The 16,810-nt window shown below is 48.9% G+C and carries 14 protein-coding genes; 4 read left to right on the top strand and 10 right to left on the bottom strand.

Going from position 1 to position 16,810, the window contains the following annotated elements; all coding sequences use genetic code 11:
* Positions 1-16: 16 nt before the first annotated feature.
* From MHI52_RS01890 to MHI52_RS01865, 6 genes are all read right to left on the bottom strand, one after another.
* A complete protein-coding gene (locus MHI52_RS01890; RefSeq protein WP_405158332.1) occupies positions 17-1,213 on the bottom strand; it encodes an exo-beta-N-acetylmuramidase NamZ domain-containing protein in 1,197 nt (398 codons plus the stop codon).
* The gene (locus tag MHI52_RS01885; RefSeq protein ID WP_405158331.1) at positions 1,213-1,923 is read right to left on the bottom strand and encodes a hypothetical protein; all 711 of its coding nucleotides are present in this window, start codon (positions 1,921-1,923) and stop codon (positions 1,213-1,215) included. The genes MHI52_RS01890 and MHI52_RS01885 overlap by 1 nt, the downstream gene beginning before the upstream one ends.
* 48 nt (positions 1,924-1,971) lie before the next feature.
* Complete coding sequence (locus tag MHI52_RS01880; RefSeq protein WP_047840436.1) at positions 1,972-3,081, bottom strand: ABC transporter ATP-binding protein; 1,110 nt, start codon at positions 3,079-3,081, stop codon at positions 1,972-1,974.
* A 271-nt stretch (positions 3,082-3,352) separates the two neighbouring features.
* Complete coding sequence (locus MHI52_RS01875) at positions 3,353-4,186, bottom strand: carbohydrate ABC transporter permease (RefSeq protein ID WP_017691096.1); 834 nt, start codon at positions 4,184-4,186, stop codon at positions 3,353-3,355.
* Positions 4,187-4,250: 64 nt separating this feature from the next.
* Entirely contained in the window at positions 4,251-5,174 is a 924-nt protein-coding gene (locus MHI52_RS01870) for a carbohydrate ABC transporter permease (RefSeq protein WP_036616502.1), read from the bottom strand.
* A 55-nt stretch (positions 5,175-5,229) separates the two neighbouring features.
* Complete coding sequence (locus MHI52_RS01865) at positions 5,230-6,582, bottom strand: ABC transporter substrate-binding protein (protein ID WP_405158330.1); 1,353 nt, start codon at positions 6,580-6,582, stop codon at positions 5,230-5,232.
* Between the two features lie 357 nt (positions 6,583-6,939).
* Between MHI52_RS01865 and MHI52_RS01860 the strand changes: the two genes are divergently transcribed.
* The gene (locus MHI52_RS01860) at positions 6,940-7,902 is read left to right on the top strand and encodes a BadF/BadG/BcrA/BcrD ATPase family protein (RefSeq protein WP_405158329.1); all 963 of its coding nucleotides are present in this window, start codon (positions 6,940-6,942) and stop codon (positions 7,900-7,902) included.
* A gap of 22 nt (positions 7,903-7,924) precedes the next feature.
* Positions 7,925-8,830, top strand: a complete 906-nt coding sequence (murQ, locus tag MHI52_RS01855) for an N-acetylmuramic acid 6-phosphate etherase (RefSeq protein ID WP_338707568.1) — start codon at positions 7,925-7,927, stop codon at positions 8,828-8,830.
* A 147-nt stretch (positions 8,831-8,977) separates the two neighbouring features.
* On the opposite strand, the gene MHI52_RS01850 is transcribed toward murQ, so the two are convergent.
* A complete protein-coding gene (locus MHI52_RS01850) occupies positions 8,978-9,817 on the bottom strand; it encodes a MurR/RpiR family transcriptional regulator (protein WP_036616797.1) in 840 nt (279 codons plus the stop codon).
* A gap of 124 nt (positions 9,818-9,941) precedes the next feature.
* Positions 9,942-11,171, bottom strand: a complete 1,230-nt coding sequence (locus MHI52_RS01845) for an anhydro-N-acetylmuramic acid kinase (RefSeq protein WP_405158328.1) — start codon at positions 11,169-11,171, stop codon at positions 9,942-9,944.
* Between the two features lie 282 nt (positions 11,172-11,453).
* Here MHI52_RS01845 and MHI52_RS01840 point away from each other — a divergent pair, with 282 nt between their 5' ends.
* Both MHI52_RS01840 and MHI52_RS01835 read left to right on the top strand, forming a co-directional pair.
* Complete coding sequence (locus MHI52_RS01840) at positions 11,454-12,866, top strand: N-acetylmuramoyl-L-alanine amidase (protein ID WP_405158327.1); 1,413 nt, start codon at positions 11,454-11,456, stop codon at positions 12,864-12,866.
* A 34-nt stretch (positions 12,867-12,900) separates the two neighbouring features.
* Entirely contained in the window at positions 12,901-13,461 is a 561-nt protein-coding gene (locus MHI52_RS01835) for a GerMN domain-containing protein (RefSeq protein WP_036616485.1), read from the top strand.
* A gap of 76 nt (positions 13,462-13,537) precedes the next feature.
* Here MHI52_RS01835 and MHI52_RS01830 read toward each other — a convergent pair whose 3' ends face one another.
* Both MHI52_RS01830 and MHI52_RS01825 read right to left on the bottom strand, forming a co-directional pair.
* A complete protein-coding gene (locus MHI52_RS01830) occupies positions 13,538-15,118 on the bottom strand; it encodes an MBL fold metallo-hydrolase (RefSeq protein WP_405158326.1) in 1,581 nt (526 codons plus the stop codon).
* A complete protein-coding gene (locus MHI52_RS01825; protein WP_405159346.1) occupies positions 15,115-16,800 on the bottom strand; it encodes an ABC transporter permease in 1,686 nt (561 codons plus the stop codon). Before MHI52_RS01825 ends, MHI52_RS01830 begins: the two co-directional genes overlap by 4 nt.
* Positions 16,801-16,810 lie beyond the last annotated feature (10 nt).

Here is a 16,810-nt window from a genome sequence, read left to right as displayed (position 1 = left end):
GCTAACAAACATCCGTTCATTGATATAACAAAAACGGCTTTCGCCGCTCCTTCCATTCCGCTGCCTGTACATTCCACGTGTCCATTAAACGAATGAATTCCGCGCGGTCATGAATCGTTTCCCTGGCTTCCTTACCCCCTGCCAGCAGGTCGATAAAGTACCTTGAACCCGGCTCTGGTGGCTCCAGCCAGCAGAATTGCTCCGGATAGAGTGACACCAGTTCATGCAAAAGCACCAACCCTGTCTCTACCGCCCGAAATTTCCTACTGTCCGTTACAAAAAACCTTACGCCACCACACAGCTCACCTGCGTGTTTGGAGAATGTTGGCGACATGTACACTGGATGCACATGTACACCTTCCAGCTTGTATTCCCGAAATCGTTCCGCCAAACGCTCACCCTCAACCCAGGGGGCTCCAATCCACTCGAATGGGCGGGTCGTGCCCCTGCCCTCCGATACATTAGTGCCTTCAAGCAGGCACGTACCCGCATATACCCGCACACTGTCCAGCGTGGGCATATTGGGAGAGGGTAACATCCAGGGAAGACCACAATCCGCAAACTCCATGGAGCGCTGCCATCCTTCCATGGCAACCACGTCCAATTCGCAAGGTACATCCATCTCGCTGTTGACCATCAGGGCGAGTTCACCTACCGTCAATCCGTTACGTACAGGTACACGCCAAGCGCCAACGAGTGATTCATACCCCGCGTTCAACACACCGCCTTCCACAACGTTTCCACCGAGCGGATTGGGACGGTCCAGAATCAGCATATGTTTGCCTGCTCCAGCACAGGCATCCATCATATGGAACAAGGTTGAGGCATATGTGTAATAACGGATGCCCACATCCTGAATGTCGAACAGCACCGTATCCACTCCAGCCAGCATTGCAGGTGTAGGTTTCTTGTAATCTCCATACAGGCTGAACACCGGAATGTCCAGACGTGGATGAAACATGTCTCCGAATCTGACACCCGCCTGAAGCTCTCCATACAGTCCGTGCTCACAGGCATAGAGCGCTGTAAGCTCGGTATTAGCCAGTCCGGCGCACACATCTATTGTCGATACAAAATCCGCTGTAATACCAGTCGGGTTTGTAATTAGACCGATTCGGTTACCTGTTATCCATGGATGCGATAACCCTCTGGACAGAAGATCAACTCCCGTTTTTACAGCCGGGATCTGCTCGGTCCCATTCAACTGACCCATCACACATTCCCCTGGCTGATCCAGCCTGTATGCTGGTGATCATTACCGCCTGTTACGATAGGCTCTTCTTCAGGCTCTAGCACATTAAGAGCAACCTTATGCTGATAGATGGCAAACATCCCTCCAAACAACGCTCCGAAACCAACGACAGTCAGCATCAGTAGAGCCGTCAGGCACATGGCCTGAAAACAAGCGCCCATCGTGTACCCCGGGTGACGGAAGAACAGCTTTACACTTTCCCCCATCGCATGAACGATGCCCATGTTTTTTTGTAAAACAAGCTGCCAGGTATAGAACTGTGACATCAGCGCCATGAGAACAAAGAACGTCTGGAATACACCCACTGCTGTACCTGTAATTCCACCCTGTCCACCGTAATACCACCAGGTTGACCATAGAATGAAGCCAAGCACTGCGAAAAGCACACCCACCGATCCTCCCGGGATTATTCCCTTCAACGTTCCGATCCATATATCCTTAAGCCCATTGCGCCGTTCCTTACGTTCCAATCTGTGATGTACGGCATAACAGACCCCGAACAGGATGGGCATATACATCAAGGCCAGAAGCAGTATAGCGATCGGCAACGGAGCAAACATCAGAATGGGAATCAAAACGATGGAGCTAACGACACTGTACAAGGCCACCGAAATAATATCCCGATAGATTTCCGCACCCGACTTGATCAATACTTCACTCAGCTTACGCATGTTTATTCTCCCCTTTCTCACCGTTCCTTCTTCACCAGGCATCGTCTCTTACTCACGTCCGATCGCAAGCTCCGTCTCTGGATCGAAAAAGTGTGCTTTACGCAGGTCCAGTACAAAATTTTTGTCCATACCTACATAAGCATGTGTTTCCGGGTGGACCTTGGCCGTAACAGTACGGGCACCGGAATGGAAATATACCAAATTCTCGGAGCCCAGATGTTCTACAACCTGAACTCGCGCCTGCAGCATATGGTCTGTCGGGATATTGGGAGCGACATCGTCACCAAAAATATGCTCTGGACGCAGACCCATAATCACCGGCTTGCCTTGATGACTCTGAAGACGAGCGAGTACATCTGCTGGCAAGGTGAATGATGCACCGTCCACGACAACCTGCGTGCCTTCAATCCGGGCATCAATGAAGTTCATCGCCGGAGAACCGATAAATCCGGCAACAAACATATTCCGCGGACTCGCATACAGTTCTTTTGGTGAAGCCACCTGCTGAATGTCTCCATGATTCATGACCACGATGCGTTCCCCAAGTGTCATGGCTTCTACCTGATCATGCGTCACGTACACAATCGTGGCACCGAGACGTTTATGCAACTCACCCAACTCCACCCGCATCTGTACCCGCAACTTGGCATCCAGATTGGACAGTGGTTCGTCGAATAAAAACACCTGCGGATCACGGACGATCGCCCGTCCTACCGCAACACGCTGGCGCTGACCACCAGACAGCTCGCGTGGTTTGCGCTCCAGCATCGCTTCCAGTCCCAGAATGGAGGCCGCATTCTGCACCTGTTCATCAATATAGGACTTTGGCTTTTTCAGATTTTTCAGGCCAAAGGAAAGATTCTCACGGATGGTCATATGCGGATAGAGTGCATAATCCTGAAACACCATCGCGATATCCCGATCCTTCGGATGCAGATCGTTAACTAGCCGGTCACCGATCACAATATCACCGCTTGTTTGCTTTTCAAGTCCGGCAATCATCCGCAGTGACGTTGTCTTGCCACAGCCCGAAGGACCCACAAACACTACGAATTCCTTATCTTCTATAACAAAGTCCGAGCCGGCCACAGCCGTGAACGTTCCTTTATGATCGTCTTTGAATTCTTTGCGCACTTGGCGAAACTCCACGCGTGCCATAGGTAGATCCCCCTTTACGTTGTCGCTTGTCCTGAACTATATAAGTTCAACTAACGAATCCTTACACTGGCACTCCGATGACAGAACAACCTTCCGATCGCTGTTATCCCCAGATTTCTTTGATTCCTTTATAAAAGGGGAAATCCGGTGATAGCTTAGGCTTCCGATGTAGCTTTCTTTCAGAAAGCTTTTAGGCGAACGCTTTCGCTTCTTCAGGTTATATCTGTCCTCTCCGTTATAGTGTAAATGTTTAGTTGAACATATATTGGAACTAACCTTTTACTGCACCGATCGTAATGCCTTGTAGGAAATAACGTTGCAGTGAGAAAAACAGAATGATCATTGGCAGCGCACCTATTGTTGCCCCTGCCATCATTGCGCCGAAGTCCGTTGATTCGGCAAATACAAACGAGGCGAGCCCCACCTGAATGGTACGCATCTCGTTGGAATTGGTAATGAGGAACGGCCAGAAGAATTCGTTCCACGAAGCTACAAACGTGAATATCGCCAGCACCGCAATTCCCGGCTTTGCCATCGGCAGAATGACTTTCCAGAAGATACCGAATTCACTACATGCATCGATACGTGCCGCATGTATCAGCGATGTGGGCAGCGTAGACATGAACTGTTTCATCAAGAAAATGTTGCCCACGCTAACGGCAGCAGGCAGAATAATCGCCGTATACGTATCCCCCAAGTCAAACACGTTAACCATCAGAATGTACAAAGGAATTAATGTCACCTGCGCCGGGATCATCATGGTCCCAAGCAAAGTCCAGAATACCGCCTGACTACCCGGAAACTTCAGTTTGGCAAACGCATATCCCGCCAGGGAGGCGAAGAATACATTTGTGACGGTCAGAATAATCGAGATGAGCAGCGAATTGTATAACCAGCGCCAGGCATCGGTTTTGGCAAAAAAGCGCTCATATGGTGATAACGATAACTGCTCCGGAATCATCTGTGGTTTAAACGAAGCCGACATCGCACTATCCTGCACCGAACCAACGAGCATCCAATACATCGGAATGACCGTCACCAGCGCCCAGACCACCAGCAGAATGGATGCAACAACGAGCAGTATCTTTTTCTGTGTTGATTTCATGGATTTCATTCACCCCCGGATGCTTAATGCAACGTGCTCTAATAGTCCGTGTTTTGAACTACCTCTAATACTCAATATCGCTGGAGAAATATTTGAACTGTATGACGGAGATGACAATGATGATAATCGCCAGTACAAACGACTGAGCCGAAGCCAATCCAAATTCATAGAACTTGAATGCCGTCTCATAGATCAGATAAGCGATTGTTGTTGTCGCAAAGTTTGGTCCACCCTGTGTCATCAGATAAACCGAGATAAACACCTGGAAGGATGTAATGACACCCGTGACGAGCAGATACAGCGTCGTTGGTTTGAGCAGCGGCCATGTAATCTTGCTGAACTGGGTCCAGCCGCTGGCATGATCAATATCCGCCGCTTCGTACAGCGATTTCGGAATACCACCCATGGCTGCCAGATACAGAATAATGCCCGCTCCGTGCGATCCAAGCCAGTTCATCAGAATGAGGGAAAAGAGTGCCGTTCCCGACTGGCCCAGCCAGATCACCGGATCCAGGCCGAACAGACCGAGGAAACGGTTAAGCAGTCCTGAATCCGTCGGGTCAAAGATCGCCAGCCATACAATGGAGATGGTCACCCCGGAGGCTACCGCAGGCAGATACATGGTAGCTTTGAAAAATGTCTGCCATTTGCTTTTCATTTGATAGATGAAATAGGACAGTACAAATGTAATGAGAATATTGACCGGGACTGTGCCTACGGTGAAGATGACTGTATTTTTAATCGACTTCCAGAATGTCTCATCCTTCACCAGTCGCTCGTAGTTATCCAATCCAACCCACGTCGAGTTCATAATATTGTATTTCTGGAAGCTCATCACAAGAGCCGTCAGAACGGGATACAGTGTGAAAATGAGAAACAGCAGGACAGGCGCCAAAATAAACAAATACGCCCACCCGTAGTCTCGCCAAAACCGGGCAACCCGGGAAGTCCGGGGCACTGACGATTTTGGCGCAAGGGCGGTCTGCATGGCGAATCCTCCTCTCCTAATCAGTGTGGTTTTACGTTATGTTTGATTGTCCGAGTTATTGTCCAAACATCTGCTGGCCTTTGCTCTTGAAGTCTTCTGCGATCTGCTCCGGTGATTTTTCACCCGAGAACAGCGCCTGAATATTAGGCTTCACAACCTGTTCCTTGAATTGTTTTTGCTGAGATGCTTTGTCGATATCCAGTTCAAGTACAACCGGCATCGCGATATTCTCTGCCATGACTTTTGCAGCAGCCAGATTATCCGGTTGACCAAGCTCTTTTCCTTTAAACAGATCCACCTGGGACTGTCTTACGAATGGAAGCGCCAGTTCATTGGCCGAGTTCCCTGCTTTGGCACCACTAAGCGCCTCCATCACCAGGAACGTATTTTTGGCATGCTGTTCGCCCTTGTCCTTTTTCTGTTTGAAGGCTACATACCCTTCGCCGCCCATCGTTGTGGCCGCAGGTTGATCATCATTATGTGGTACAGGCAACAGGACAAAATCAATCTTCTCTCCCTGCACCTTGCCATCATCGATGTCCTTGTTGCGATTCTGAATCATCACATCATAATAAGGAATCGCTTTGGAAATAATCGCCGTTTCCCCCGCGTAGAACATATCCGTCCGTTTCGCTGGAGCGAGAGCCGCCGTTTCCTTCGGCATATACCCTTGATCCATCAGGTTTTTGATAAAAGAGAGGGTATCCAAAATGCGACCATCATTCCATTGGAACGTGCCGTCTTTATCAAGAACATCGATCATCCCGTTGTTACGAGACAGCATTTCAATGAAGTCAAGCGAGGTTCCGTCGGTAACCAGTGCATATTGCTTGGCCCCGCCATCCAGCGTTTTGGTCAGCTTGGCAGCAGCATCGTTGAATTCGGACCAGGTCCAGCCATTTTGTTGAATGGACTTCCAATCAATGCCCGCTTCCTCCAGAATGCGTTTGTTACCACCCCAAGCCCATTGGAATTGATACAAAGGCAGTCCATACTGTTTCCCCTGAATCTGGCCTAAATCAAGCGTACCTGGCAGGTAGTCGTCCTTGATCTCAGGTGTCAGGTAGCTGTCCAGCTCAAGTGCCAATCCCGTATTCACATATGTGCCGTCTACGCTATGAAAGTAAAGATCCGGCGGGTTGCCCGCGTTCAGAGCGACATCGAATTTTTTGGGCCCTTCCGCCCAGGAGAGCATTTCCGTCTTCACGGTAATGTTCGGGTGTTCTTTATTGAAATCAGAGATTAGATCCTTCAGTTCTTCTTCATATGTGCCATGTACAGGATAGGTCCATACCGTCACCGTATCATCGGCATTCGGGTCATCCGAAGCAGCACCTCCGCTATTCCCACAGGCAGTAACCAAAACCATCATCAACAACATTGCCCATACCAGACCCTTCTTTTTCATCCCTTCATCTCCTTTTGCATGTCATCATCCGATTCTTTCATTGCCTAACCATGCTACCCCTTTGTGATCGTTCGGCCTTCAAACGCAATCCACCTATACACGCGGCAGTAAGGAAAAGCACCTCCCCTGTAGATTGGGCCTGCCAGTCGCAGGCTAAATCTCTTAAATGCAATATTAACGTCAACTTAATTGACATTAACAGTATTAATTCCTTCCAAAATTGTAGATTGAATTCATTATATGAGTTGTAAAATAAAAATTCAACATTATTTTTTATTATAAAATTTAATTTTACTTTTTCTTTTCATGCAACTATACTATGTAAAAAGAAAACCCAAGCAAGCGAGGTGAGCCACTTTGCGAGTATATGTAGGCGTAGATGGAGGCGGTACCAATACTGATGCAGCAGTCATTTCTGAATCTGGTGAAATTCTTGCCCGACTCAGCGGCGGTCCCACGAATCCTCACAGCGTATCAACTGAACAGGCCATTTCCGAACTGCAACGAGTGCTGGAACAGCTATTTAATCTAATAAGTGATTTATCGACAAATTGTGAGGGTATATGCCTTGGTATGTCAGGTGTAGATACGATCCAAGAACGGCAACTTATAGCCGAAGCAGTAAATAACTATATGAAGAGTCGTAATCAACAGGCATCAGAAGGTTGTCCAGTCTGGGTTGTATCCGAAGGAGAGATTGCTCTGATGGCCTCTCTCGGACATACGCACGGTGTATTGTGTATCTCTGGAACAGGTTCCATCGTGTACGGATTTACGCGGGAAGGCGAGCGATACCGTGCAGGAGGCTGGGGTCATCTGCTCGGAGATGAGGGGAGTGGCTATCGTATTGGGCAGCGTGCACTCCAAGTGGTTATGCAGAGTTATGACGGTGTTCTTCCTCCAACCCGTTTAACCCCGCTTCTTCTAAAGAATCTGAGCCTTCGGGATATATCGGAGTTAAAGACGCGAGTGTATCAGACGGATTGGGGCAAAACCGAGACCGCATCCATCGCCCGCTTAGCTATGGAAGCAGCTGAACTCGGAGATGAGGCCGCCCAGGCACTGATCATTGACGAAGCCTCACAATTGGCGGATACCGCCAAGGCGCTGATTGCCCGTCATCCCGAATTTGCAACCACTCCGGTTGTCCTGTCCGGATCAATGTTTCGATACGCTACACTTTTCCGAAATACATTTATCCTGAAGTTATCGGGATATTATGGAGAGTTGGACTTTGTATATCGTGAAAATGCCCCCGCTCCAGCGGTTGGGGCAGCACAACTGGCAAGAATACGCTGTTCCCTGAATGAATCATTTTAAAAGAGAGAAGGAGGCCATACGGATGAATCACATGCTGAATTCACTACTAACAGAACAACCCAATCCACTAACGGATCATATAGATGAATTGCCTTCGGCAGAAATTATGGAACTCATTAATAAGGAAGATCAACGCATTGCGGAGCTCATTCAGCCCCTGATTCCGGTCATTGCTCAAGCTGCGGATCGGATCTTGGAGGCGTTTCAGTCTGGCGGCAGGCTATTTTATGTAGGCGCAGGTACCAGTGGACGATTAGGAATACTTGACGCTTCGGAATGCCCGCCTACCTACGGAACCCCGCCCTCCATGGTGCAGGGTATTATTGCAGGGGGATTCCGGGCAGTGAAGGACCCGGTTGAAGGTGCTGAAGATAATGAGGAGTTGGGAGCTGCCGACCTTGATGAACATGGCTTAGACAAAAACGATGTTGTGGTTGGCATTGCAGCCAGTGGACGAACGCCGTATGTGCTGGGTGCGATGAGACACGCCAAGGAGATCGGGGCTACGGTGATCAGCCTGAGTAATAATACAGGCACGCCGATGACCCTGTTGGCTGATGTGAGCATTGAGGCTGTTGTCGGCCCAGAGGTTGTCATGGGTTCAACACGTATGAAGGCAGGCAGCGCCCAGAAAATGATTCTGAATATGCTCACCACTACCGCCATGATTCGTCTGGGCAAGGTTTACCGTAATTTCATGGTTGATCTGAACCCTTCGAACGAAAAGCTTGTCCATCGGGCCAAACGCATGATACATCTGGCAACCGGAGCAAATGAAGCGGATATTGAAGAGGCTTTTACCGGTGCAGACGGTCATGTAAAAACGGCAATCGTCATGCTGATGGCAGGTGTGGACGCAACGGAAGCCCAGCACAGGCTTGATCTGGCTGACGGATTTGTCCGCAGCGCCATTGCGGGGCCTTCCTGAGCCGTACAGGGGGTATTATTAGAGGTTGAAAGAGAGGAGCCCAACATTAGTCTGGGCTCTTTTTTTATTTTTTTATTCTAAAAGCGGATATAATCCGTCAAAAAATCCCCTCCTGCATAAACAGAAAGGGATTCATATGGTTCTACTTCACTTGTGCTCCAGAATAGCCTGTCGGCTCTTCTCCAAATATTCCACCGACTGGTTATAATCCCGACTGGCAATCGCCAGATACAAAATATCGATCACGTTCAACTGTGCAATCCGTGACGAAGTTGCTCCGCTCCGAATATCACTTTCGGTAGAAGTAATCATCAGGGGCACATCCGCCATACTACTGAGTGTATTGCTGCCCCACTTGGTAATGCTGATTGTCGCTGCACCACCATCATGAGCATGTTTGAGACAGGAGATTACGTTCGACGTCTCCCCTGAATACGAGATACATACCACCGCATCATCCTCACGAAGCGTCGTTGCGGACGAAATCTGCATATGCGGATCGGCGAACGAAAAGCTTGTGCGATTGATTCGCATGAACTTGTAATGTGCATCCAGCGCAATCAGGTTGGAGGCCCCTACTCCATAGAAAAAGATCCGGTTTGCCTGATGAAGCACGTCCACAGCTTTTTCCACCAGACGTGGGTCCAGAATATGAACCGTATCCTTCACCGACTGAATATTGTTTGCGGACACATGCTGAATAATGCTCTCCATGGAGTCCTGGGGACGAATCTCCGTATATTGATATGGCTCACTCGTCTGCAAATCTCCGGCGATCTTCAGCTTCAGCTCCTGAAAACCCGTTACACCTAGTGATTTGCAGAGACGGATAATGGCAGCTGGGCTGCCTCCACTCCGTTCAGACAACTGGGCCACCGAGGATTGAACAGTTTCTTGCGGGTGATCGAGAATATAAGCTCCGATCTTCCGTTCGGACGGGGTCAAGTCATCCATTAATGCGCGTAAACGTACAAGTCCACCTTTCATGCCTTCCATTCGCTCCTCCTTTCCGTACTGCATTCATGTACAAGATTTTATCTTATAATTCCACTCGCGTCTAATCGAATTCCTCGCCCTTCCATAACTGAACTCATATTAAATTCAGGTCTCACTAAAGTGTGAGATTGCCCGAGATTACGGCGTGTTTTGCGCCGGTTACTGCCGGAAGTGTATTGGTTCTTCCCATAAGTGCCTCATGGCCAAGTAAAGCAAATCCAATGGCTTCCCGAGCATCATCGGGTATACCATAATCTGCCGTTCGCTCCAAACGGATATCCTTCGGTAGTCTCTGACGGATCATCTCCATTAACGTGGCATTGGAAGTGCCACCACCGCACGCGAGCATGGCCGATATTTGCACCTTGGGCAGGATAAAATCCTTCACTGCACGCACGATGGTTTCCGCGGTCAGACAGGTGGCAGTAGCCAGCGTATCTTCAAGAGATAAGGAACGCTTTGCGGCCATCTCCATCAGTCTCACTGCATACGCGGCTCCATATACTTCTCGCCCGGTACTTTTCGGTGGAAGTCTTTTGAAATACTCATCCTCCAAACACAGGTCTACCAGACCCTGATCGACCTTTCCCTGTGCGGCAATACTTCCATTCGGATCATAATGCTGCCGCCCATCCGTTGCCTGCCGCACAATGGCGTCCATCACCATATTCCCTGGTCCCGTATCAAATGCCGAAATACCTTCGGTAGAAGACTCGGAGGGAAGCACCGTCACATTGCCAATGCCACCGATATTCTGCACCAGCCGTCCTTCCGTCGGGCTACGGAACATCAGAGCATCCGCATAAGGCGTAAGCGGGGCACCTTCCCCACCAGCGGCCATATCCCTTGCCCGCAGGTTGCCAATCACTGGCAGTCCTGTCCGTTCTCGAACGACAGCACATTCACCGATCTGCAATGTCGATACCACATCAATACTTGCTCCCGTTGGCCCTGGAAATGCAGATGCTACAGGAGCATGCCATACCGTCTGCCCATGCATGCTAATCATATCCACCTGCTGCGTTGAGATACCGGCAGACTGCATCAGTTCCGTAACGCTATGCGCATACCACTCCGATACACCAAAATGCGCGGCTGTCAGCTCGTCGACACGCGCCGTCCTCGGTGAACATAACCGGATCAGTACGTCTCTCAATCCATTCGAATACGGCACACAGACGAAATCAACCAGCTCGATCTGCTGTAATACCCCGCTCATATCGGTTTGAATACGCACCAGTGCCGCGTCAGTTCCATCAAGTGACGTTCCTGACATTAGTCCGATGACCAGATGCTCCTGCTTCAAACGATACTTCTCCCACATCGGATAGCTGCCTGTATCCATCCACTTCCAACCTCCTGCAAGACCCGATGAACACGTCATCCTGCCATAATTTCACCCAGTATATGATATTAAATTTCACAAGTCAAACATTATATGAAATTTAATTACATCATTGAAAATAAAAAGAGAGATATTCATCCCATTTGCGATCACACATCATGTTTTCTTCCATCAATTTATAATTAGATATCAGAAGAGAAACATTTTTACATTTTTACCGTTTATAATATGTAGGGATATTTTGGAATTAAGAAAATGATCTAATATTAGTCGAGGTGCATAATGAAGAAAACCATTTTACTACTGTTTTTGAGTCTATTCTTACTCGTTTTGCTCCCTAATCAGGGAAATGCCGCTGCAAGCACGTCGAAAATCTTTATGGATGGAGAGGAATTAGTCCTCCCAAGTGATGTACAGGTGACGATTATCAATAAAAACGTGATGATCCCAATTCGTGTCGTTGCCGAAAATTTGAAATTCAAAGTCGATTGGAACCAACAAGCACGCACTGTAAAAATTCAGCAAGATCAACAGACGATTTCCCTAACCGTCGATCAAAAGCAAGCCATGGTTGCTGACAAACAAGTCACTTTGAACACAGCACCGCAGATTTTGAATAAAACGCTGGTGGTTCCCATTCGATTTGTCAGTGAACAGATGGGGCTTAAGGTGAGATGGAACAATCAAGACAAGATCGTATACTTAACGAACACTAGTAAGGAACCTGCTATTGAACCAGGAAATAGTCCTGGAAAAGGGGATTCAAGCTCTACCGCTCAGGTTACCGATATCCAATTTGCCAATAATCAGCTCGTTTTATCCACCGATGGGGCCGTTCAGCCGATAGTAACGACCCTCAAGTACCCTGATCGTCTGGTTGTGGACTTGCCCGGAGCCACCTTTGGCGATATCTCCCAGCCGCTGGATCAAGGACTCAATGGCAAGTTGGATGTGAGCGGTTATCCCAATGTGACAGAAGTGAGATATTCACTGTTCAAACGAGAACCGGCACAAGTTCGCATTGTCGTAGAATTGAATAATGTGAAGAATGTCCAGTACAGCCACAATGTGATTGCCGACAAACTGATTATTGATCTGAATGTTGCGGGTGACAATGTCACACCTGCTCCAGTCACTCCAGTAGGCGACTCAGGACGCAAGGTTGTGGTCATCGATCCAGGACACGGTGGCAGTGATCCAGGGACGATCAGCATCACGAACAAACCCGAAAAGGAATACAATCTGGCATTAGCTCACAAAGTACAAGCCCTGTTGCTCAATGAACCCAATATCGAATTGGTGATGACTCGTGAAGGTGATACCTATCCGACCCGCCCTGAGCGTGTTCAACTCGCCAATCAATTAAATGCGGATGTATTTGTATCTATCCATGGCAATAGCGTGAAGTCCGCCCCCCAAGCCACAGGTACGGAGACATATTATTATCAACGCAGTAACAGCAAGGAATTAGCTACAATCATTCATCAACGTTTGGTGAAAGCCATGGGTCTCAGAGATCGTGGTGTGAAGAATGGCAACTTGGAAGTAATCCGAGACACGACCATGCCTGCAGTGCTTTTGGAAGTAGGATTCTTGAGTAATGTAATCGATGAAGAACTGATGTCGTCCGAAGTTGTTCAGATGAAAGCCGCTCAAGCGATAGCCGATGGAATCAAGGAGTATTTGGGCCTATAAATCATCAAATAAATCAGATAAAGGAAGTGTTTCTTTGAATAAGAAGCTAGGTTGTGCACTTATATTATCATGCTTGATCCTTATCGGAGTTGGATGTGCCCAGAAGCCAGTGAGCCAATCCGGTTCGAATGAACCTGCTGTTCAGGGAGGACAGGTGCAGGCACCAAACCCATCCGAAACGGAGGTGGATCTGGGCACAATGAATACACAAGTCGTCGATGTATATTTGGCAGATTCTCAGGTCCTTGAGCTAGAGAAAACAGAGCAGGAAATTGAGTACAAGGATGACTCCGAAAAATATGAAAAAACATTTGTAGCGTTGCAAACGAACACCGATTCAGAGCTTGTTTCCCTCTGGGAGCAGGTGGAATTGCTCTCTGTCCAATATGCTGAGGGTACGGTGACTTTGGATGTTCATATCCCCGCTGAAGCGAACCTCGGTACCAGTGGAGAATTGCTCGCATTGGAAGCTTTAACAACAACGATGTTTCAATTTGATGAAGTGAAGAGTCTGGATATACTGGTGGATGGTGAAGCCGTTGATAGTTTGATGGGTCATGCCGAACTGGAGCACCCCATTCATCGCGAACCCTAAATGATCAGACAACAATGGAAAAAGAACGTCCCCAGGGACGTTCCAATCTGACGCATCAATTCGATTCATGCACAATTCACACATATAGCTCGTCACCAGCAGACAGTGAATGTATCACTGTTCTCGGTGACGGGCTATTTCTGAGCAAACCTTCTTTTAATCGGTCCGTCTCTACCCGGTCAGCATGCACAAGGACCGTATGCCTTGCTGGAACCTGATGCAGCATCCGTTCAACATCCTTCCAGCCCTGATGAACTTTATAACGTATTTTCCGCACCTCACATGCTCCATACTTGTCAGGAACCCGTAGCAACTTATCAGCAAATGTACCATGAGCAACATGCCCAGTGAGCAGAATCAGATTCTCCTCCCTGTCCGATAATTGACTATAGTACCAACGGGCAAGCGAGGACTGCATCATGCCGTCCGGAATGAACCATAGCGAAGCAGCATGATGTTCCAACAGTTGTTCCCGCTCTTGGGTGGTTGTAGGTAGATCCCATCCTCGTCCGGTCAGAAAGCAATCGATTTCGTCTTTCAACGAACTTCCGATGACATGCTCTCCCTTCTCCCTCAACCAATACGGAACATGCAGAAGTTGCTTCATACCGTCCACCAGCCCTTGTTCCACTACGATTGGAATAGCCGGGAATTGTTGCTGTGCCCACAGTATGATCTCCTGTCCACGCCCTACGACAGGCATGGGTAGTAGCACCTTTCCACCGCGTGCAATCGTATGGCGAATGGCTCGTTCGAGCTGTTCCAGTTTGTCAGCCTGTGTATCTTGGTCCGTACCGTAGGCCGCATCAACAATCGCCAGATCTACCAGCCCGACTGAAGATATTGCTGCTCTATCTACTCCGCTTGCTCTGCCTACTCCATCTGCTTCTTTGGATGTGAAATTTCTCTGCTTCATGGGTATCTCCGTGGATACGAGTGTTCTTGACGACGCTTCTGATGCAACAGATGTCTGATCTGGTGACGTTATGAGTTCTCCAGCCTTTTGCCCACTGTTTATAGCAATTAGTTCCTCCGTACCCCACCGCTCGCTGCTCGGAGCATCGAACACCGGATTCTCACGAAGCATGCTTGTCTGCCAGAACGCCTCCGCTGGACAATCCTCCTGTAAAAGCATCGATTCAGACGTGTAGTCCCCGGAATAAAAAATCCGCTTACCTTCCATTTCAACCCCAAACCACACCGATCCAGCCAGATGTCCACTGCGTCCCCACATCACTTTTACTTCAGGAATGGGTTCGAACCAGGTTTGGGATACAACCTCATCCTCCAGATACCGATAACGAATAGCTTGCTCATCTGCTTCATCATAAGGAAGTTCTTCGCCTACACGTTCTACAAACCTTCGCCAGTTGGCAAAATACGTACGCAGCTGCGCCCTCGTCTCTCTCGTCGTCCACACTTCACCCTGGTAGCCCATCTTGTACAGCAAAGGGATGGCGACCGAATGATCCTCATGGGCGTGGGACAACAGGACCGCATCCAGTTGCGGGACAATCTCCGGGTCAATCATCGGATACTCGCCCGTACCTTCTTTTTTCACACCACAATCCAGCAAAAGGCGAACATTGCTGCCGCTCAGGAGATAGGCGGAACGTCCATGTTCCCCTGCCCCGCCCCATACGTTCAGTTTGATCATGATGCATTCCACTTTCTCTTTGAATTCAGCATTTCGATTCCAAGCAGCATGAACACCGTCATACCTACAGTCACCACGGCCATCGCCATTCCCAGTGATACCTGACCTTGTTCAAACTGGGCAAAAATATACGTAGCCGACGTCTGCATCGACGGCGGAAGAATCAATAACGATCCAACCAGTTCTCTTGTTGCAATCGTGAAGGTCATCATCCAGCCGGCCAACATGCCGGGTAGGATCAGCGGGATCAGGATACGCCGCAGAATATACAGCGGCTTCCCGCCAAACACTTGCCCAGCTTGGAACAACGTTCCGTCAATCTGGGTAAAGCTCGATTTTACATACTGCACGGTGTAAGGCAAGAAGAGCACAACGTACGTGAGCACAACCATGCCATAGGTGTTATACAACGTGACTGGCATCCAGGGTGAGTTCCAGAACAGAATCAAACCCACCACCATCACGATACCCGGCACCGTATTAGGCAACAGACTGAACAAGTCAATCACACGCTGCATGAATGAAGATGATCTGCCGATCGCTAGTGCAAATCCGGTTCCGATAATAACAGCGACCGTTGAAGCCGCGAGGGATAATCCCAGACTGTTCCCGATGGCCTTCATACTCACTGATCCCCAAGATAACAGCTCCTTGTAATGATCCAAGGTGAGATTATCAAAAGCAATTCCTGATCCCCGTAACTTCATGGTCGAAGCGGCGATGATGGAGAAATACGGGATACCTATCGACAGGATCAACAGAATCGCAAGATACACCCCGCATAACAATCCTGCTCCGCCACGAAGAGAATATCGCTTCGAACGTTGCCCTTTGCCACCGACCAGACGATACGTGAACTTTCGACTCATGGCAGACTGCATATACCACATCACCAGACAGACGGACAACAGCACCGATGCCAGCGAAGTCGCCTTGCCGAAGTCAATCGGCCAACTGGAGATGTACTTATGGATCTCGGAGGTCATGACATAATAGCCAATCTTGCGCCCGAAGGTTGCCGGAGTTCCGAATTCCGCAATCGTTTTGACAAAGACCAGCATGATCCCCATGCCGTAGGACGACAACAATAAGGGTAAAATAATACGTCTGAAACGGTATCCTGCACGTGCACCGTGCACAGCTCCCGCTTCTTCGAGATTGCCACCGATGCGGATCAACGCATCTCGAAGCAGCAGATACAGGAACGGGAACAGGTGCAAGCTCATGATGAGCACCATGCCCCAGAAGCTGAAGAACAGCTCACTCCAGCCCGCAGATGAGGGCACCCATTGCTGCAGATATCCCCCTTTTTGCATAAACAGAATCCAGCCCATCGAACCGATATACGGCGGGGTCATGAACGGAATCATCAGGATTACATCGACCCAGCGATGCTCGCCCATTCGGGTCTTCGCCATCATCCAAGCCAGCGGTAGCGCCAGCAGCGTAGTTACCGCTACAACGCAGATGCCAAGCCAGACGGAATTCAGCAATACACCTGATAGATGATGACCGGTAATCGTGCGAATCGGAGCCATCCAATCCCACTGCCCGTCCGGATACACACTTTGCCAGAAGATCAACAAGAGCGGTACGCCAATGCTTATGGTCAGCAGAAAGAGGGCCAGAATCACGCCCACTCTCCGAAAAATTCGGTTGTTGTCTATTCCAACAGGTTTCACTACGTTCACC

The sequence above is a fragment of the Paenibacillus sp. FSL H8-0283 genome, assembly GCF_045040675.1.
Classification (GTDB): Bacteria; Bacillota; Bacilli; order Paenibacillales; family Paenibacillaceae; genus Paenibacillus; species Paenibacillus amylolyticus.
The sequence above is the reverse complement of the archived record's forward strand: the minus strand, read 5'-3'. Positions and strand labels throughout refer to the sequence as shown.

Coding starts and splice junctions, on each gene's coding strand:
- MHI52_RS01875 (WP_017691096.1), bottom strand. CDS start 4,186: ATGAAATCAACACAGAAAAAGATACTGCTCGTTGTTGCATCCATTCTG.
- MHI52_RS01865 (WP_405158330.1), bottom strand. CDS start 6,582: ATGAAAAAGAAGGGTCTGGTATGGGCAATGTTGTTGATGATGGTTTTG.
- MHI52_RS01890 (WP_405158332.1), bottom strand. CDS start 1,213: ATGGGTCAGTTGAATGGGACCGAGCAGATCCCGGCTGTAAAAACGGGA.
- MHI52_RS01830 (WP_405158326.1), bottom strand. CDS start 15,118: ATGATCAAACTGAACGTATGGGGCGGGGCAGGGGAACATGGACGTTCC.
- MHI52_RS01845 (WP_405158328.1), bottom strand. CDS start 11,171: ATGGATACAGGCAGCTATCCGATGTGGGAGAAGTATCGTTTGAAGCAG.
- MHI52_RS01880 (WP_047840436.1), bottom strand. CDS start 3,081: ATGGCACGCGTGGAGTTTCGCCAAGTGCGCAAAGAATTCAAAGACGAT.
- murQ (WP_338707568.1), top strand. CDS start 7,925: ATGAATCACATGCTGAATTCACTACTAACAGAACAACCCAATCCACTA.
- MHI52_RS01840 (WP_405158327.1), top strand. CDS start 11,454: ATGAAGAAAACCATTTTACTACTGTTTTTGAGTCTATTCTTACTCGTT.
- MHI52_RS01850 (WP_036616797.1), bottom strand. CDS start 9,817: ATGAAAGGTGGACTTGTACGTTTACGCGCATTAATGGATGACTTGACC.
- MHI52_RS01885 (WP_405158331.1), bottom strand. CDS start 1,923: ATGCGTAAGCTGAGTGAAGTATTGATCAAGTCGGGTGCGGAAATCTAT.
- MHI52_RS01870 (WP_036616502.1), bottom strand. CDS start 5,174: ATGCAGACCGCCCTTGCGCCAAAATCGTCAGTGCCCCGGACTTCCCGG.